The 17,548-nt window shown below is 72.4% G+C and carries 14 protein-coding genes; 7 read left to right on the top strand and 7 right to left on the bottom strand.

Annotation, left to right across the window (positions count from 1 at the left end):
* Together MOV08_RS14410 and MOV08_RS14405 are read right to left on the bottom strand one after the other, a co-directional pair.
* Positions 1–1,419, bottom strand: a complete 1,419-nt coding sequence (locus MOV08_RS14410; protein ID WP_039632701.1) for a sensor histidine kinase — start codon at positions 1,417–1,419, stop codon at positions 1–3.
* A 141-nt stretch (positions 1,420–1,560) separates the two neighbouring features.
* Positions 1,561–2,304, bottom strand: coding sequence for a response regulator transcription factor (locus MOV08_RS14405; RefSeq protein ID WP_052286738.1), 744 nt, complete (start codon positions 2,302–2,304; stop codon positions 1,561–1,563).
* A gap of 62 nt (positions 2,305–2,366) precedes the next feature.
* Here MOV08_RS14405 and MOV08_RS14400 point away from each other — a divergent pair, with 62 nt between their 5' ends.
* The gene (locus MOV08_RS14400; protein WP_275307692.1) at positions 2,367–3,533 is read left to right on the top strand and encodes a UDP-N-acetylglucosamine--N-acetylmuramyl-(pentapeptide) pyrophosphoryl-undecaprenol N-acetylglucosamine transferase; all 1,167 of its coding nucleotides are present in this window, start codon (positions 2,367–2,369) and stop codon (positions 3,531–3,533) included.
* A complete protein-coding gene (locus tag MOV08_RS14395; protein WP_039632697.1) occupies positions 3,530–4,543 on the top strand; it encodes a GDP-mannose 4,6-dehydratase in 1,014 nt (337 codons plus the stop codon). Before MOV08_RS14400 ends, MOV08_RS14395 begins: the two co-directional genes overlap by 4 nt.
* 213 nt (positions 4,544–4,756) lie before the next feature.
* On the opposite strand, the gene MOV08_RS14390 is transcribed toward MOV08_RS14395, so the two are convergent.
* Entirely contained in the window at positions 4,757–5,395 is a 639-nt protein-coding gene (locus MOV08_RS14390; protein WP_239010049.1) for a TetR/AcrR family transcriptional regulator, read from the bottom strand.
* A 318-nt stretch (positions 5,396–5,713) separates the two neighbouring features.
* Here MOV08_RS14390 and MOV08_RS14385 point away from each other — a divergent pair, with 318 nt between their 5' ends.
* From MOV08_RS14385 to MOV08_RS14370, 4 genes are all read left to right on the top strand, one after another.
* On the top strand, positions 5,714–6,682 hold the full coding sequence (locus MOV08_RS14385) for a tetratricopeptide repeat protein (RefSeq protein WP_039632693.1): 969 nt from the start codon (positions 5,714–5,716) through the stop codon (positions 6,680–6,682).
* 688 nt (positions 6,683–7,370) lie between these two features.
* A complete protein-coding gene (locus tag MOV08_RS14380; RefSeq protein WP_039632691.1) occupies positions 7,371–7,988 on the top strand; it encodes a DUF6230 family protein in 618 nt (205 codons plus the stop codon).
* Positions 7,989–8,221: 233 nt separating this feature from the next.
* Positions 8,222–8,815 (top strand): DUF6114 domain-containing protein, encoded by a 594-nt coding sequence (locus MOV08_RS14375; RefSeq protein ID WP_039632689.1) that lies wholly within the window; start codon positions 8,222–8,224, stop codon positions 8,813–8,815.
* A 61-nt stretch (positions 8,816–8,876) separates the two neighbouring features.
* Positions 8,877–10,103, top strand: a complete 1,227-nt coding sequence (locus MOV08_RS14370) for a hypothetical protein (protein ID WP_420834156.1) — start codon at positions 8,877–8,879, stop codon at positions 10,101–10,103.
* Between the two features lie 110 nt (positions 10,104–10,213).
* On the opposite strand, the gene pyk is transcribed toward MOV08_RS14370, so the two are convergent.
* The 3 genes from pyk to pta form a co-directional block, all read right to left on the bottom strand.
* Positions 10,214–11,641, bottom strand: coding sequence for a pyruvate kinase (gene pyk, locus MOV08_RS14365; RefSeq protein WP_039632685.1), 1,428 nt, complete (start codon positions 11,639–11,641; stop codon positions 10,214–10,216).
* 127 nt (positions 11,642–11,768) lie between these two features.
* Positions 11,769–13,004, bottom strand: a complete 1,236-nt coding sequence (locus MOV08_RS14360) for an acetate kinase (RefSeq protein ID WP_275307691.1) — start codon at positions 13,002–13,004, stop codon at positions 11,769–11,771.
* 28 nt (positions 13,005–13,032) lie between these two features.
* Positions 13,033–15,126 (bottom strand): phosphate acetyltransferase, encoded by a 2,094-nt coding sequence (gene pta / locus MOV08_RS14355; RefSeq protein ID WP_039632681.1) that lies wholly within the window; start codon positions 15,124–15,126, stop codon positions 13,033–13,035.
* A gap of 273 nt (positions 15,127–15,399) precedes the next feature.
* On the opposite strand from pta, the gene MOV08_RS14350 reads away from it, so the two are divergent.
* A complete protein-coding gene (locus tag MOV08_RS14350; protein WP_039632679.1) occupies positions 15,400–16,425 on the top strand; it encodes an ATP-dependent 6-phosphofructokinase in 1,026 nt (341 codons plus the stop codon).
* A gap of 100 nt (positions 16,426–16,525) precedes the next feature.
* Here the strand turns inward: MOV08_RS14350 and MOV08_RS14345 are convergent, their stop codons facing one another.
* Positions 16,526–17,524, bottom strand: a complete 999-nt coding sequence (locus MOV08_RS14345) for a carbohydrate-binding protein (RefSeq protein WP_275307690.1) — start codon at positions 17,522–17,524, stop codon at positions 16,526–16,528.
* Positions 17,525–17,548: the final 24 nt, after the last annotated feature.

The following is a 17,548-nucleotide window of genomic DNA, read 5'->3' as shown; positions in this document are numbered from 1 at the left end:
TCACCCGGCCCCGGTGGGGGGCTCCGCGCCCCGCATCCGCAGGCGGAACAGCGCGCCGCCGCCCGGTGCCTGCTCCGCGGTGAGCTCGGCGCCGTGCGCCCGGGCGATCTGCCGCGCCATGGCCAGGCCCAGGCCCGAGCCGGGCAGGGCCCGGGCGGCCTGGGCGCGGTAGAAGCGGTCGAAGACGTACGGCAGGTCGTCCGCGGCGATCCCGGGGCCGTGGTCGCGGACGGTGAGGTGCAACTCGCCCGCCACGGGCGCGAGTTCGGTCTCGACCGGGCCGCCCGGCGGGGAGAACTTGGCGGCGTTGTCCAGGAGGTTGGACAGCAGCCGGGCCAGTCGGGCGGGGACGCCGGGGAGCGTGGTGTCCGCCGCCTCGGGGGCGATGTGGGTGGTGAAGGCGACGTCCGGCCAGTGTTCGCGGGCGGCTGCCACCGCGTGTTCCAGCAGAGGGGCCGGGCGGACCTGTTCGAGCAGCGGCCGGGGCTCCTCGTCGCGGGCGAGTTCGATGAGGTCGTTGACGAGGGTGGTGACCTCGCGGAGCTGGCGGGTCAGTGCACCCGACGCCCGATCCCGCTGAACATCCGTCAGGCGGTCGGCGCGGGCCAGGAGTTCGGCGTTGGTGCGGAGCGCGGTGAGCGGGGTGCGCAGCTCGTGGGAGGCGTCGGCGACCAGCCGGCGCTGGGCGGTGACGGACTGCTCCAGTTCGCCGAGCATGGTGTTGAAGCTGGCGGCGAGCCGGGTGATCTCGTCCTCGTGGCCGGACGGTCCCGCCGGGAGGTCGATGCGGTGCCGGGGGTCGCGGGTGGTGGCGATCCGCTCCGCGGTGGCGGTGAGCCGGGCGACCGGGGCCAGGCCCGTGCGGGAGACCCAGTAGCCGAGGCCGGCGGCGAGCAGCACGCCCGCGCCGCCGACCGCGCCCAGGGCCCAGGCGGCCTGCCGCACCCCGCGTTCGACGGTGTCGGAGCGCAGGGCCACCTGGAGCACCTCGTCCCGGTGGGGGACGCGGGTGGTGAACACCCGGACGGGGTGGGAGGCGACGGTGAAGTTGGTGTAGTAGGGCCTGCGGTGGCCGGCGGCCACCTCGCGGGTGGCCGCGGAGACCGGCAGGACGTACGGGCCGCGGGCGTCCTTGGCCGGGTCGGCGGGGACGATCTGGACGCAGGCGGCGGCCGGGTACTGGCAGGAGGCGTCGCCCGGGGTCGGGCCCCAGTTGCGCATCCGCTGGAGGAGCTGGGTGGCGGTCTGTGCCAGGTTGAGGTTGAGCTGACGGGTCATCTGCACCCGCAGGACGACGAACGAGGCCGCGCAGACGCCGACCGCGACCAGCGCCACCGCGGCGGAGGCGGCCAGCGCCAGCCGGGTGCGCAGCGGTCGGCGGCGGACCCAGCGGCCGCCCAGGCGGCGCCGGCCGCTCATGCCGAAGGCTCCCTTCGGTCGCCCTCGCATGCGCGAGGCGCGCACCTTTCCATGATTCGCTCGCTCCGCTCACTCATGCCGAAGGCTCCCTTCGCTCGCCCTCGCATGCGCGAGACGCGCACCTTCGCGTGATTCGCTCGCTCATGCGCCCTCCGGCCGGTCGAGGCGGTAGCCGATGCCGTGCACGGTGTGCACCAGCCGGGGCTCGCCGCCGGCCTCCAGCTTGCGGCGCAGATAACCGATGTAGACGGCCAGGGAGTTGGAATCCGGGCCGAAGTCCCGGCCCCAGACCCGCTCCAGGATCGTCTCCCGCGGCAGCACCTGGCCGGGGTGCTGGAGCAGCAGCTCCAGCAGCGCGTACTCGGTGCGGCTGAACTCCAGCGGCCGGCCGCCGCGGTGGCCGCTGCGGGTGGCGGGATCGACGACCAGGTCGGCGAAGGCCAGTCGGGAGTCGGCGGCGGCGGAGGCCGCGGCCCGCCGCAGCAGGGCGCGGACCCGGGCGATCAACTCGTCCAGGGCGAACGGCTTGACCAGGTAGTCGTCGGCGCCGGCGTCCAGCCCGTCGACCCGTTCGCTGACCGAGTCCAGGGCGGTCAGGACCAGGATCGGGGTGCGGTCGTCGAGGGCGCGCAGCCGGCGGCAGACCGCCAGGCCGTCCAGCACCGGCATCATCACGTCGAGGACGAGGGCGTCCGGCTGCCAGGTGGCGACCTCGGAGAGCGCGGCCAGGCCGTCGGCGGCGCCGCGGACCGCGTAGCCCTCGACGGCGAGGCCGTCCGCCACGGCGGCGCGGACCTCCGGTTCGTCGTCGACGACCAGGATCCTGGGGGCGGCGGCCGGCGGGGAGTCGCCGGTGGCGGGCGCGGCGGAGGGGTGTGCGGTCATGGCTCCAGGCTCCCAAACGCTGTCTTAGAACGTTCTTAAGGCGTCGGACGAGCGTGGCGGCCATGCGCACACCACTCTCGGTCGTGATCGGTGCGGGCGGCACCGGCGGCCACATCTATCCCGGAATCGCACTCGCCGACGCGCTGCGCCGGGCCGTGCCGGACGCGGTGATCTCCTTCGTGGGGACCGACCGCGGCCTGGAGACGCGGCTGATCCCGCAGGCCGGCTACCGGCTCCACACCGTCGACATGATCCCCTTCGACCCGGCGCTGGGCGCCAAACGCTATCTGCTGCCGGCCGCGCTGCTGCGCTCGGGCGCCCAGTGCCGGGCGATCCTGCGGGAGCAGGGCGCCCAGGTCGCCGTCGGGATGGGCGGCTACCCGAGCGCTCCGGTGATCGTCGGGGCCCGGATGGCGGGACTGCCCAGCCTGATCCACGAGTCCAACGCGGTGCCCGGCCGGGCCAACAAGTTCGCCGCCCGGCTCACCCCGCACATCGCCCTGGCCTTCGACCGCAGCCGTCCCCACCTGGCGGGCGGCGCGCAGGCCGAGACGGTCGGGATGCCGCTGACCGGGCCGCTGGCCGGCCTGGACCGGGTGGCCCTGCGGTCGGCCGCCCGGTCGGCCCTGGGGATCCCGGAGGAGGCGCGGCTGCTGCTGGTCAACGGCGGCAGCCTGGGCGCCGCCCGGCTCACCGAGGGCGCCGTCGGCCTCGCGGCCCGCTACCTGGGCCGGAACCGGATGCGGCTGCTGATCAAGACCGGGCCGGCGGCGCTGGACGCCACCCGGGCCGCCCTCGAAGCGAACGGCGGGGCGGCGGTCGCCGAGGCGGTGCCGTACCTGGACCGGATGGACCTGGCGTACGCGGCGGCCGACCTGGTGCTGTGCCGGGCCGGTTCGGCGACCGTCGCCGAACTGGCCACGATCGGGATGCCGGCCGTCCTCGTCCCGTACCCGCACGCGCCCGGCGACCACCAGACGCACAACGCCCGGGTGCTCTCCGACGCCGGGGCGGGACTGCTGCTGCCCGACGCGGAGGTCACCGCCGAGCGGCTGGACGCGCTGGTCACCCCGCTGTTGGCCGACCCGGCCCGGCTGGCCGCGATGGGCGCGGCGGCCGACCCCGGCACGCACTCCCGGGCCGCCGACCTGCTGGCCGCGCGGACCCTGACGCTGGCCGGCCACCCCCACCCCCACCACCTCGTCACCGCACTGAAGGAGTCAGCATGAGCACGCAGAGCACCGCGTCCCGGCCGTGGGCCGGTCGGAAGGTCCTGGTCACCGGGGCCGAGGGGTTCATCGGATCGACGCTGGTCGATCTGCTGGTGGAGGCCGGCGCCGAGGTGCGCGCCTTCGTCCACTACAAGCCGTACGCGGAGAAGGGGAACCTGGCCCGCTACCTGGTGCCGGGCGGCCCGGTGGAGATGGTCGCCGGCGACGTCCGGGACGCCGGCCGGGTGATGGACGCCGTCGCCGGCTGCGACACCGTCTTCCACCTGGCCGCGCTGATCGGCATCCCCTACAGCTACGACTCGCCCGGCGCGTATGTGCAGACCAACGTGGTGGGCACCGAGAACGTCGCCGAGGCGTGCCGTCGGCACGGGGTGCGGCGGATGGTGCACACCTCCACCAGCGAGGTGTACGGGACCGCGCGGACCGCGCCGATCAGCGAGGAGCACCCGCTCCAGCCGCAGTCGCCGTACTCCGCCTCGAAGATCGGCGCGGACATGATGGCGCTGTCCCACTGGCACGCCTTCGAACTGCCGGTGACGGTGGTGCGGCCGTTCAACACCTACGGGCCCCGGCAGTCCGCCCGCGCGGTGATCCCGACGATCCTGGCCCAACTGCACTCCGGCGCCCGGCAGATCAAGCTCGGCTCGCTGACCCCGACCCGGGACTTCACGTTCGTCACCGACACCGCGGCCGGGTTCATGGCGCTGGCCGACTGCGACCGGGCGCTGGGGCAGGTCGTCAACCTCGGCAGCGGTCGGGAGATCACCATCGGGGCGCTGGCCGAGGCGCTGATCGCGGCCTCCGGGCGGGACGCCGAGGTGGTGGTGGACGCCGAGCGGCTGCGGCCCTCGGGCAGCGAGGTGGAGCGGCTGCTGTCGGACAACTCCCGGGCCCGGGAGTGGGCTTCGTGGCAGCCGGAGGTCACCCTCAAGGAGGGGCTGGCGCGGACCTCGGAGTGGGTGGCCGAGCACCTGCACCTGTTCCGGGCGGAGCGCTACCAGGTGTGAGGCGGCACGGCCCCGGTGGACGCCGGCCGGGCCGCGGCGGTGGCCGTGACTAGGGCGCTTCTGACGGATCTCCGTGGAAGAAGGAGCGGCGCCTGGTGCGTGCGATCGCAAGGCGCCGGGATGTCTTCATAGCGGAGCTATGGGGACATTTCGGCAACGCAGCGAGCGTGCGTGCCAGGCGCCGCGACGCCGCGGAGATCCGTCAGAAGCGCCCTAAGGCTTCAGCCCGGCCAGGCCGGCCAGCAGCAGCGTGGTGAACTGCCGTGCCCAGTCGGCGTCCACCGGCTCCGCGCTCACCAGGAGCCGGTGCACGACGGCCCCGGCGATGACGTCGAAGATCAGGCCCACGGTGCACTCGGCGGCCTCTTCGCCCTCGGGTCCGCCGGCGTCCGGCGGCAGTTCGCCGCGCGCCTGCGCCCGGGAACGGCCCAGCAGCACCAGCCGTTTCTGCCGGTCCACGATCGCCGAGCGGATCCGCTCGCGCAGCGCGTCGTCGGTGGTGGACTCGGCGACCACCGCCATCAGCGCGGTCTTGGTCTCGGGCCGGGCCAGCAGCGCGCCGAACTGGAGCACCACGCCCTCGATGTCGGACTGCAGGCAGCCACGGTCGGGGAGTTCCAGTTCGTCGAAGAGGACCGCCACGGCGTCCACGACCAGTTCGCTCTTGTTGGCCCAGCGGCGGTAGAGGGTGGTCTTGGCGACCCCGGCGCGGGCGGCGACCTCGCCCATGGTGAGCCCGCCCCAGCCCACGTCCACGAGCGCGGCGCGGGTGGCGTCGAGGATCGCGTGATCGGTCTCGACGCTGCGGGGGCGGCCCGGGCGGCCTTTCGGGGAGCGGGCGGACTGGTGCATGCCGGCGACCATACCGGCCGGTAGGCGATCCGGACCCCGTCCGGTGGTGCGGTCCGTGAGGGAGATCACCCGGCGAGCGGGGGGAGGTGGTTGCCGGGCGGGGGGCGTCGCGAGTTACGCTACGACCCGTAGCGAAAGAGCGATAGCCACTGGCCGTGGGTGGGGACCCATGGCCGCGCACAGCGGCCCCTCGGGGCCGTCCATCGGGCACCGGATCCCCGGGCACGGACCGCACTCCAGCGGGGCCTGCCGACGGGGCGTGGGCCCGCTTTCCGGATCGCTTTCCGGAACCGGCCGCTCAGGGGGGAGGATGGACCCATGCAGCCACGCAACATGTCCATGAGTGGAGTCGTCGACCTCGCCGCGGTGAAGGCGGCCGGCGAAGCGAAGCAGAAGGCCGAGCAGGCCCGCGCCGAGGCCGCCCGCACGGGCGCGGCGCCGGCCGGTGCCACCCGCCTGGTGTTCGACGTCGACGAGGCGGGGTTCCAGCAGGACGTCCTGCAGCGTTCCACCGAGGTCCCGGTCGTCATCGACTTCTGGGCCGAGTGGTGCCAGCCGTGCAAGCAGCTCGGTCCGCTGCTGGAGAGCCTCGCGGCGGAGTACGCCGGCAAGTTCGTCCTCGCCAAGATCGACGTCGACAGCAACCAGATGCTGTTCCAGCAGTTCGGGGTGCAGGGCATCCCGGCGGTGTTCGCGGTGGTCGCGGGCCAGCCGATCCCGCTCTTCCAGGGCGCGGTCCCCGAGGCGCAGCTGCGGCAGGTGCTGGACCAGCTGGTGCAGGTCGCCGAGCAGCAGTTCGGCATCGTGGGCGCGCCGGTCGATCCGGCGGCGGCCGAGCAGGCCGATGCCCCGGCCCCGGCGCCGGTCGGCCCGTACGACGCGGCGCTGACCACGGCGGCCGACGCGCTGGACGCCGGTGACCTCGGCGGCGCCATCCGCGCCTACCAGAACGTCCTCTCCGACGACCCGACCAACCCGGAGGCCAAGCTCGGTCTGGCCCAGGCCGAACTCCTCCAGCGGGTGCAGGACCTGGACCCGCAGGCGGTGCGCCAGGAGGCCGCGGAGCGCCCGGCCGACGTCCGGGCGCAGATCAGGGCCGCGGACCTGGACCTGGTGGGCGGCCACGTCGAGGACGCCTTCGGCCGGCTGGTCGACGCCGTGCAGCGGACGGCCGGGGAGGACCGGGAGGCCGCGCGGGTGCGGCTGCTGGAGCTGTTCGACGTGATCGGCTCGGACGACCCGCGGGTGACCAAGGCGCGCACCGCGCTGGCGCGCGTCCTGTTCTGAGCCGGCGCGTTCCCCCGCCACCACCCCCGGGAGACGGCGCTCCGCGCCGAATTTCCCCTCGTGCCAGGTCTTTTCCGGCACATTTCCGTCCCGTCCGGTTCCGTCCTGTGGCAACTCCCGCACACACGTCCGGCAAACGGAGCAGCGGCCGCGCTTTACCGAAACTTGGTAAACGCGGCCGCTGTTACTTGGAGTAAGAGCAGACGGCCAATTTGCCGGATTCTGTTCGGAATTGCCCCTTGTTTGGGCGTCATCAAGGACGACGCTGGGTGCCCGGGTGATCTCCGTGCGTCGCGGCGTAGTTATCGGCCCGTTACCCGCAAGTAACGAGGGCCTTGTGCGCCGGGCGGGAATGGACGACGATCGGCCACGCTCGGTCCATTCCCGCAGCCCGGCATCCGGTCGGCGCCGCGGGGTACTTGGGTCCCCACCGAGTGGGTCGGCGGCAGTGGCGCCGACCGCGGACAGGGGGGTCTCTGCCCTTGGGCAGGGCCTGTCCGGTGAGGTTGCGCGAGAGCGTGGCCAGTGGTTGTCGCTCGGGGGTGATCGCCGGTGTTCGGATACACGCTGTGCCTCCGAGACGGGCGCTCTCCTTCCCGAGGACGTAGCACTTCTCCCATCCCAGGTACGGCTGCCTTCAACGGAGGCGGCGCGTACTGGAGATGTACGTCCGAGAAGGAGGAAAGTCATGGAGTCCCTGGCTCGTGGCGGGACCAGATGGAAGCGGTTCGCCGTCGTCATGGTGCCGAGTGTCGCGGCCACCGCCGCGATCGGCGTCGCCCTCTCACAGGGTGCCCTGGCGGCGTCGTTCAGCGTGTCCGGCCAGCAGTTCAAGGTCAGCACGGACCGGTTGGACGGCACCGGCTTCGTCCAGTACGGGGCGGTCGACGCCCAGAAGAACGGCACGAACGTCCCGGTGGCGGTCTCGGCGTTCAGCACCGCCAAGATCCGCAACCTGTGCCAGTCCGTCGTCGTGCCCGTCCCGCTCTTCGGCGACGTGTCGATGAAGCTCCAGGCCGGCGGCGGCAAGGACCCGGTGGAGGCCAAGAACCTCTACATCGACCTGGACCAGCTGAACGCGGACGCGACCTTCAACAACATCAACATCGGTGTTGCGGCGGGTTCGACGTCCAAGGGCCCCGGCATCAAGAAGGGCGACAAGGCCGACCCCGGCTCCTTCGCCCAGGAGGCCGACACCGCCACGCTGACCAAGGTGCAGCAGCGTGCCTGGGCCACCACGGCCGGCACCTTCAAGCTCAGCGGCCTCAAGATGAGCGTCAGCAAGGGCAAGAACGAGTGCTACTGATGCGCTGAGCGTGCGGGCGCGGGGAGAGCTGTACGGCGCGAGCCGTTCCCCGTGCCCGTGTGCCCGGTAGCGCTGAAGTGCCTGCAGAACCACCGATTTGCCAGTCCCGAGGAGCCGGACGACATGAGTGACTGGAGCACGGGGGTCTCCTCCCCGGCCGGAGGCTGGGGGAGAGTCGACAACACGTACGCGCGGCGCGGATGTGGGCCCGCCGACCGCAAGGAGGCTGGCGCATGAGCGCGGAACAGCGACCTGAGCCGAACGACACCCGAGGCGGGAAGCGGCAGGCGTTCCGGGAGTGGCGCGGACAACGCCCGTTCTGGGGCGGACTGCTGACCATCCTGGCCGGCGTCCCGATCATGTATCTCCCCTACGCGAACCTCACCATCGGGTCGCTCACCGTCCGCATGGCGACCACCGCCGGCGCCGGCTCGCTGATCATCGGCGTGCTGCTGGTGGTGCTCGGCCTGACCATGTGGTTCCAGCCGGCCTCGCGGGTCTTCGCGGGCGTCGCGGCGATCCTGCTGGCCCTGGTCTCCATCGTCGTCTCGAACTTCGGCGGCCTCGTGGTCGGCTTCCTGATGGGGCTGATCGGCGGCGCGCTGAGCGTCTCCTGGGCGCCGGGCCGGCCCGCGCAGAGCGAGGAGGGGCCCGGCGAACCGGACCGCGTCGTCGGGCCGTCCCCCACGCCTGAACGGCGCGGGGGGACCCCCCTCGCCACCAACCCCGCACCGGCGGCCGGTGGCCCCGGGTTGGGCAACGGACTGGACAACCTGTCAGGAACGAGCCCGACCAACGGAACGAACGGGAGGCACCGTGCCGGGTGACGAGCTGCACGAGGACGGCGCAGCCGCCGGGGCGAGGGGAGTCCCCCCGCGTCGTCCAGGCGTGGGGGGCGGGCCGAAGCACGCGGCGCCCCGAAAGCCGCTGCTGAGCCGCCTGCATGTGCCCGCGGGCAAGGCGATCGCCATCGCGGCGATGCCGTCCGCCGTCCTCATGGGCATGGGGCTGACGCCCCAGATGGCGATAGCCAAGCCGGCGCCGCCGGAGAGCCCCTTCAGGAACGGCCCCTGCGTCACCGCCCCGGACACGTCCGGCCAGGACGCCAAGGCCAAGGACGGCGCCAAGGACACCAAGGACGCCAAGGACGCGGCGAAGGGCGGTGGCAAGGGCACCGCCGGGGACACCGCCAAGGACGGCACGCCGTCCGCGAAGCCCAGCGCCTCGCCGTCGCCGTCGGCCGGCCAGGACGCGGGGAGCACCAAGCCGGTCGCGCCGTCCGCCTCCGCGACCCCGTCGCCCTCCGCCACCCCGGAGAAGAAGGACGACGGCGGACTGCTGGGCGGTATCGGCGATGCGCTCGGCGACCTCTTCGGCGTGCACAAGAAGACCGCGGAGCCGTCCGCCTCGCCGAGCCCCTCGCCGTCCGCGTCCGCGACGAAGGCCCCGTCGCCGTCGCCGGACCCGTCGTCGCAGGGCTCCGGGCCCGGCCTGGACGAGGTCACCAAGCCGGTCGGCGACGCGCTCAAGAACCCCTCGAAGGCGGTCAACGACACCGTGCACGGCGCCGTCGGCACGGTCGACAACGCCCTGCCCGGCGGTGGGCTCGACGGCAAGGACTCCAGCGGCAAGCCGGCGTTCCCCTGCGTCGTCGAGAACAAGCAGAAGGGCACGGACGAGCAGACGCCCGACACCCTGCCGAACCTGCCCTGGCACCTGGAGTCCAGCGGGCTGACCCTGCGCGGCCTGGACTACGCGGGGGTGGTCAACGTCATGACCCAGGACGGCCACACCAAGCAGGCCCTGAAGTTCACCGCGGACAGCATCGACATCGGCGACCTGCACCAGATCGTCGACGACCCGGCGTCCGGCAAGCACTACCACGTGCGGTCGACCCCGGGTTCCACGTCCACCATCCGCGGCGGCAAGGTGACGCTGTACACCGAGCGGCTGCAGGGCAATCTCTTCGGGCTGATCCCGATCGTCTTCGACCCGGAGCACCCGCCGCCGCTCAACGTCCCGTTCGCCTATTTCAGCAAGGTGAAGCTGGACCAGGCGGGCCAGTTCGGCGGCAACCTCCACGTCCCGGGCATGCGGGTGTCCATCGAGGACTGACCGGCCCGGCCGGATCCGGTACGACCTTTCCGGGAGCCGCAGGAACGGCGGTGGGCCGCCCCCTGATCAAGGGGCGGCCCACCGCCGTTCCTGCGTCCGGGGACGGCGCGTCAGGCGCGCTCGCCGCCGAGGTGGTGCACCCGGACCATGTTGGTGGTGCCGGGGACGCCGGGGGGCGAACCGGCGGTGATGATCATGGTGTCGCCCTCGCTGTAGCGCTTGAGCTTGAGCAGCTCGGCGTCCACCAGGTCGACCATCGCGTCGGTGTTGTCGACGTGCGGGACGACGAAGCTGTCCACGCCCCAGCTCAGGGTGAGCTGGTTGCGGGTGGCGAGGTCGGTGGTGAAGGCCAGGATCGGCTGGGCGGCGCGATAGCGGGACAGCCGGCGGGCGGTGTCACCGGACTTGGTGAAGGCGACCAGCGCCTTGCCGTCCAGGAAGTCGGCCATCTCGCAGGCCGCCCGGGCCACCGCACCGCCCTGCGTGCGCGGCTTCTTGCCGGGCACCAGCGGCTGGAGGCCCTTGGACAGCAGCTCCTCCTCGGCCGCCTCGACGATCTTCGACATCGTCTTGACGGTCTCGATCGGGTACTGGCCGACCGAGGACTCCGCGGAGAGCATCACCGCGTCCGCGCCGTCGAGGATGGCGTTGGCGACGTCGGACGCCTCGGCGCGGGTGGGCCGGGAGTTGGTGATCATCGACTCCATCATCTGGGTCGCGACGATCACCGGCTTGGCGTTCCGGCGGCACATCTCGACCAGCCGCTTCTGCACCATCGGGACCTTCTCCAGCGGGTACTCCACCGCCAGGTCGCCACGGGCCACCATCACCGCGTCGAAGGCCATCACGACCTCCTGCATGTTGGCGACCGCCTGCGGCTTCTCGACCTTGGCGATGACCGGGACCCGGCGGCCCACCTCGTCCATGACGCGGTGCACGTCCTGGACGTCCTTGGCGTCCCGCACGAAGGACAGCGCGACCATGTCGCAGCCCATGTGCAGGGCGAACTTCAGGTCCTCGATGTCCTTCTCGGACAGCGCCGGGACGTTGACCGCGGCGCCGGGCAGGTTGATGCCCTTGTGGTCGGAGATGACCCCGCCCTCGATGACGATGGTGCGCACCCGCGGGCCGTCGATCTCGACGACCTGGAGGGCGACGTTGCCGTCGTTGATCAGGACCGGGTCGCCCTTGGAGACGTCGCCGGGCAGGCCCTTGTAGGTGGTGCCGCAGATGTGCTTGTCGCCGGGCACGTCCTCGGTGGTGATGACGAACTCGTCGCCGCGCACCAGCTCGACCGGGCCGTCGGCGAAGGTCTCCAGGCGGATCTTGGGGCCCTGGAGGTCGGCCAGCACGCCCACGGCGCGGCCGGTCTCCTCGGCGGCCTTGCGGAGGCGGTGGTACCGCTCCTCGTGCTCCGAGTGGGTCCCGTGGCTCATGTTGAAGCGGGCCACGTTCATACCGGCCTCGATCAGCGTCTTCAGCTTCTCGTAGGAGTCGACGGCGGGGCCCAGGGTGCAGACGATTTTGGAACGGCGCATGTCTCGATCCTATCGGTTTGTTTCGGAGCGGAATATTTCGCTCTGCTTCAAAGGCCCTTTAGACGACGCGAGGCGACGCGAGCGGAGCGAGCGGGTCCCGGTGCGGGATCCGCGGGCCAGCGCAGGACTAGGCGGTGACCAGGGCGTATGTCTGCTGGGCGATCTCCAGTTCCTCGTCGGTGGGGACCACGGCGACCGCGACCCGGGCGTAGTCGGGCGAGATCAGCCGCGGCTCGTCGGACCGTACGGCGTTGAGCGAGGCGTCCACCGCCATGCCCAGCTCCTCCAGGCCCGCGACGGCGGCGGCCCGGACCGGGGCGGCGTTCTCGCCGACGCCCGCGGTGAAGGCCACCGCGTCGACCTTGCCGAGCACCGCGGTGTAGGCGCCGATGTACTTCTTCAGCCGGTGGATGTAGATGTCGAAGGCGAGCGCGGCGCGCTCGTCGCCGCCGTCGATCCGGCGGCGGATCTCCCGCATGTCGTTGTCGCCGCACAGCCCGAGCAGGCCGCTCTTCTTGTTGAGCAGCTCGTCGATCTCGTCCGCGGACATCCCGGCCACCCGCTTGAGGTGGAAGGTCACCGCCGGGTCGATGTCACCGGAGCGGGTGCCCATGACCAGGCCCTCCAGCGGGGTCAGGCCCATGGAGGTGTCCACGCACCGGCCGCCCCGGACCGCGGACGCGGAGGCGCCGTTGCCCAGGTGCAGCACGATCACGTTGATGTCCTCCGGTGCCTTGCCGAGCAGCTCCGCGGTGCGGCGGGAGACATAGGCGTGCGAGGTGCCGTGGAAGCCGTAGCGGCGGATGCGGTGCGCGTCGGCGGTCGCCACGTCGATGGCGTAGCGGGCCGCGGACTCCGGCATCGTGGTGTGGAAGGCGGTGTCGAAGACCGCGACCTGCGGGAGGTCGGGGCGCAGCGCCTGGGCGGTGCGGATCCCGGTGATGTTGGCCGGGTTGTGCAGCGGGGCCACCGGCACCAGCCGCTCGATCTCCTTGAGCACCGCGTCGTCGATGACGGTCGGCGCGGTGAACTTCAGCCCGCCGTGCACCACCCGGTGCCCGATCGCGGCCAGCTCCGGGGAGTCCAGGCCGAGGCCGTCGGCGGCCAGTTCGTCCGCGACCGCCTTCAGTGCGGCCTGGTGGTCGGCTATCGGGCCGGTGGTCTCGCGGGTGGCGCCGCCGGCGGCCAGCGGGGTGTGGGCCAGGCGCGAGGTCGCCTCACCGATCCGCTCGACCAGGCCGACGGCGAGCCGGGCCGCGCCGGAGCCGCTGTCCGACCGGGCGTCGCCCATGTCGAGCAGCTGGTACTTCAGCGACGAGGAGCCGGAGTTGAGGACGAGGACGCGGGTGGCTTTGGCAGTCATGAAGGGGCTTTCCGGTGGGGGGAGGAGGTCAGGCGGTGTGGCCGGCGCCGGGCTCGGCGCCCTGGGCCTGGATCGCGGTGATGGCGACGGTGTTGACGATGTCCTGGACGAGGGCACCGCGGGAGAGGTCGTTGACCGGCTTGCGCAGGCCCTGCAGGACCGGGCCGACCGCGACCGCGCCGGCGGAGCGCTGGACGGCCTTGTAGGTGTTGTTGCCGGTGTTGAGGTCCGGGAAGATCAGCACGGTGGCCTTGCCGGCCACCTCGGAGTCCGGGAGCTTGGTCCGTGCGACCGCCGCGTCCACCGCCGCGTCGTACTGGATCGGGCCCTCGACCAGCAGGTCCGGGCGCCGCTCGCGGACCAGCTCGGTGGCCTTGCGCACCTTGTCCACGTCGGCGCCGGAGCCGGAGGTGCCGGTGGAGTACGACAGCATCGCGATCCGCGGCTCGACGCCGAACCGGGCGGCGGTGGTGGCGGACTGGATGGCGATGTCGGCCAGCTGCTCGGCGTTCGGGTCCGGGTTGACCGCGCAGTCGCCGTAGACCAGCACCCGGTCGGCCAGGCACATGAAGAAGACCGACGAGACGATCTGCGCGCCCGGCTTGGTCTTGATGATCTCGAAGGCGGGGCGGATGGTGGCGGCGGTGGAGTGCACCGCGCCGGAGACCATGCCGTCGGCCAGGCCCTCCTGCACCATCAGGGTGCCGAAGTAGGAGACGTCCGCGACCACGTCGTAGGCCAGCTCGTAGCTGACGCCCTTGTGGGAGCGGAGCGTGGCGTACAGCTCGGCGAACCGCTCGCGCAGCGCGGAGGTCTGCGGGTCGATGATCTGGGCGTCCGCCAGGTCGATGGCCAGGTCGGCGGCGCGCTTGCGGATCGCCTCCTCCTCGCCCAGCAGCGTCAGGTCGCACACGTCGCGGCGCAGCAGCACGTCGGCGGCGCGCAGCACCCGCTCCTCGGTGCCCTCGGGGAGGACGACCCGGCGGCGGCCGGCACGGGACCGCTCGATCAGCTCGTGCTCGAACATCATCGGCGTGACCCGGCCGGAGCGGGCCACCGAGATCCGGTCGGTCAGCTCCGCGGTGTCCACGTGCCGCTCGAACAGGCCGAGCGCGGTCTCCGCCTTGCGCGGCGAGGCGGCGTTCAGCTTGCCCTCGATGGCGAACAGCTCGGCGGCGGTCGGGAAGGATCCGCCGGGGACCGAGACGACCGGGGTGCCGGGCGCCAGGCGGGCGGCCAGCGCCATGATGTCCGGGCCGGGGCGCTCGTGGAGGGTGAGGAGCACGCCGGCGATCGACGGGGCGCCGGCGCTGTGCGCGGCGAGCGAGCCGATGACCAGATCTGCGCGGTCCCCGGGCGTCACCACGAGGCAGCCGGGGGTGAGCGCCTGGAGGAAGGTCGGCAGCATCGCGCCGCCGAAGACGAAGTCCCGGGCGTCCCGGGCGAGCCCGGAGTCGTCGCCGAGCAGGATCTCGGCTCCCAGCGCCTGCACGATCTGGCCGACGGTCGGCGCGGAGAGCGAGCCGTCCTCGGGGAGCGCGTAGCAGGGCACCGGCAGTCGGGCGGCGAGCCGCTCGACGATCGCGGTGCGCTGCTCGGGCGCGACGCGGTTGACGACCAGGGCGACGACGTCGCAGCCCAGCGTGGTGTAGGCGCGGTAGGCGTTGCGGGCCTCGGCGCGCACCGACTCGGCCTCCTGGCCCTGGCCGCCGACGACGGGTATCACCGCGGCGCCGAACTCGTTGGCCAGCCGGGCGTTGAGCGCCAGCTCGTCCGGCAGGCTGGTGTCGGCGTAGTCCGAGCCCAGCACGAGGACGTACTCGTATTCCCGGGCCACCTGGTGGAAGCGGTCCACGAGCCGGGAGACCAGCTCGTCGGTGCCGCGCTCGGCCTGGAGGGCGGCGGCCTCCTCGTAGCTGATGCCGTAGACGGAGTCGGCGGGCTGGGCGAGGCGGTAGCGGGCCCGCAGCAGTTCGTACAGGCGGTCGGGGCCTTCGTGGATCAGCGGGCGGAACACTCCCACCCGGTCGACGTGGCGGGTCAGGAGCTCCATGACTCCCAGCTCGATGACCTGGCGTCCGTCGCCGCGGTCGATACCGGTCACGTACACGCTGCGGGTCACGCGTGGTCTCCGTCCATTCGATGGCCGCGAGGCGCCTGCTCGCGAGTTTTCCCTGCTCACAAGGTCAAAATGAGCCATTATTCTGGGCTTGCCCCTCTTGACAATACCTGCGCGGATGGCTAAGTCGCTCTCCCAGTTTCCCTGTGGGGGCCGGGGCGGGGACAGTGGGGGGTGGTCCCCTCATGCGGCCGGGGTCGGGGTTGCACCGACGAACCCGTGAAACAATCGGACCGGCTCACACGAACCAACAGCGAGCACAGGAGACACAGCACGATGCGTATCGGAGTCCTCACCGCAGGCGGCGACTGTCCCGGCCTGAACGCTGTGATCCGGTCCGTCGTCCACCGCGCCCTCACCGGCCACGGAGACGAGGTCATCGGTTTTGAGGACGGCTTCAAGGGCCTGCTCGACGGCCGCTTCCGCAAGCTCGACCTGGACGCGGTCAGCGGCATCCTCGCCCGCGGCGGCACCATCCTCGGCTCCGCCCGCCTGGAGCGCGCCCGGCTGCGCGAGGCGTGCGAGAGCGCCAAGGACTTCTCCCGCGAGTACGGGATAGACGTCCTGATCCCGATCGGCGGCGAGGGCACGCTCACCGCCGCCCGGATGCTCGCCGACGCCGGCATGCCGGTGGTCGGCGTCCCCAAGACGATCGACAACGACATCTCCTCCACCGACCGCACCTTCGGCTTCGACACCGCCGTCGGCGTGGCCACCGAGGCGATCGACCGTCTCAAGACCACCGCAGAATCGCACCAGCGGGTCATGGTCGTCGAGGTCATGGGCCGGCACGCGGGCTGGATCGCGCTGGAGTCCGGGATGGCCGGCGGCGCCCACGGCATCTGCCTGCCGGAGCGCGAGTTCGACGTCAACGACCTGGTGAAGATGGTCGAGGAGCGGTTCGCCCGGGGCAAGAAGTTCGCGGTGGTCTGCGTCGCCGAGGGCGCCCACCCGCTCGCCGGCACCATGGACTACAAGAAGGGCGCCATCGACCAGTTCGGCCACGAGCGGTTCTCCGGCATCGGCACCGCCCTCGCCCACGAACTGGAGAAGCGCCTGGGCAAGGAGGCCCGCCCGGTCATCCTCGGCCACGTCCAGCGCGGCGGCACCCCCACCGCCTACGACCGGGTGCTGGCCACCCGCTTCGGCTGGCACGCGGTCGAGGCCGCGCACCGCGGCGACTTCGGGAAGATGACCGCGCTGCGCGGCACGGACATCGTCATGACCCCGCTGGCCGAGGCGATCACCGAGCTCAAGCGGGTCCCGGCGGACCGCATGGACGAGGCCGAGTCGGTCTTCTGACGGACGCTGTCGTCAACTCGGCGCGGGCGGCGCACCGTTGAGGTGCGCCGCCCGTTTTCCCGGGGTCGCCCGTTTCTCCGGCCGCTGATGGACGGTCCGGCTACTGGTGGACGGTCCAGTGGTCGTCGGCGCCCGCCTGGACGAACTTCAGCGGCGGGCACAGGAACGCGTTCGGATCGGGGGCGGTGTCGGTCCACGGCGAGTCGGACGGGCTCGCCGGCTTCCAGGCACCGTTCCTGCGCAGCTGCACGGCGCTGCTGTCGAAGCTGGTGCGCTGCGCCTCCGTGCAGTAGTACCCCTCTCCCGTGGCCGGGTCGACGCTCGCATAGATCTCGAACATGTCCCAGCCGTGGTCCAGCCCGCTCTGGTCCGTGCCCGACTGCCGGAACAGCAGGTCCCAGGCGGCGGTGCGGTAGTTGTAGAGGTAGGCCGACCAGCGGTTGGCGGCGTTGTCGTCCCGCACCATCTGCACGCTGTACGCGGCCGGCCCGCCGTTGCCGGGGGTGTAGTTCTTCAGGAAGGCGTCGTCGATCGGGACGGTCCTGGCCGGGCCGACCGTCCCGCACCAGTCCCACGCCCAGATCTCGTTGCCGGTGTTGGTGTACGCGGTCACCACTTCCATGCACGAGTTCTGGGCCTTGGTGGTGGGCGCGTAGGTGACGTTGTCGGCGTTGGTGACCGTGTAGGACGGGTCGACGGTGTGGGTGGCCATGATGCCGTCATGCGTACCGGGCTGGGGGAAGACGCCCCACCAGTTGTGGGTGACGTCGGCGGCCCGGGTGGCCGGGGTGGCCGTCCGGCCGCCGGTGAGTCGCGGGTGGTGCGTCCATGCCTGGTCGGAGATGGCGCGGCGCCCTTCGAGGAACGTACGGGCGGCGCGCTCGCGCCCCGGGGTCCGGGCCGGTGTGCGGGCCCCGGCGACGACGCCGGTGTGCGGGGCGGTGGGGGACGGCTGTGAGGGCCGGGGCGTCGGCGGACGGGCGGTGGTGGCGGTGGCAGGCGTGGCGGCGAGGGCCAGTGCGATCGCGGCGGCGAGGGCCGAGGCCGCGAGGGTGAGAGAGGCGAGGGGGGAGCGGGGTCTGGGGCGGGAGGTGGACACGGCGTCCTCCAGGGGCCTGTGGGG

The sequence above is a fragment of the Streptomyces yunnanensis genome (assembly GCF_029011865.1).
GTDB classification, from domain to species: Bacteria; Actinomycetota; Actinomycetes; order Streptomycetales; family Streptomycetaceae; genus Streptomyces; species Streptomyces yunnanensis.
The sequence above is the reverse complement of the archived record's forward strand: the minus strand, read 5'-3'. Positions and strand labels throughout refer to the sequence as shown.

Bases quoted from the DNA above. Each gene is read 5' to 3' on its own strand.
- MOV08_RS14350 (WP_039632679.1), top strand. From the start codon at position 15,400: ATGCGTATCGGAGTCCTCACCGCAGGCGGCGACTGTCCCGGCCTGAAC.
- MOV08_RS14380 (WP_039632691.1), top strand. From the start codon at position 7,371: ATGGAGTCCCTGGCTCGTGGCGGGACCAGATGGAAGCGGTTCGCCGTC.
- pyk (WP_039632685.1), bottom strand. From the start codon at position 11,641: ATGCGCCGTTCCAAAATCGTCTGCACCCTGGGCCCCGCCGTCGACTCC.
- MOV08_RS14375 (WP_039632689.1), top strand. From the start codon at position 8,222: ATGAGCGCGGAACAGCGACCTGAGCCGAACGACACCCGAGGCGGGAAG.
- MOV08_RS14405 (WP_052286738.1), bottom strand. From the start codon at position 2,304: ATGACCGCACACCCCTCCGCCGCGCCCGCCACCGGCGACTCCCCGCCG.
- MOV08_RS14390 (WP_239010049.1), bottom strand. From the start codon at position 5,395: ATGCACCAGTCCGCCCGCTCCCCGAAAGGCCGCCCGGGCCGCCCCCGC.
- MOV08_RS14385 (WP_039632693.1), top strand. From the start codon at position 5,714: ATGCAGCCACGCAACATGTCCATGAGTGGAGTCGTCGACCTCGCCGCG.
- MOV08_RS14400 (WP_275307692.1), top strand. From the start codon at position 2,367: ATGCGCACACCACTCTCGGTCGTGATCGGTGCGGGCGGCACCGGCGGC.
- MOV08_RS14410 (WP_039632701.1), bottom strand. From the start codon at position 1,419: ATGAGCGGCCGGCGCCGCCTGGGCGGCCGCTGGGTCCGCCGCCGACCG.
- MOV08_RS14395 (WP_039632697.1), top strand. From the start codon at position 3,530: ATGAGCACGCAGAGCACCGCGTCCCGGCCGTGGGCCGGTCGGAAGGTC.
- MOV08_RS14360 (WP_275307691.1), bottom strand. From the start codon at position 13,004: ATGACTGCCAAAGCCACCCGCGTCCTCGTCCTCAACTCCGGCTCCTCG.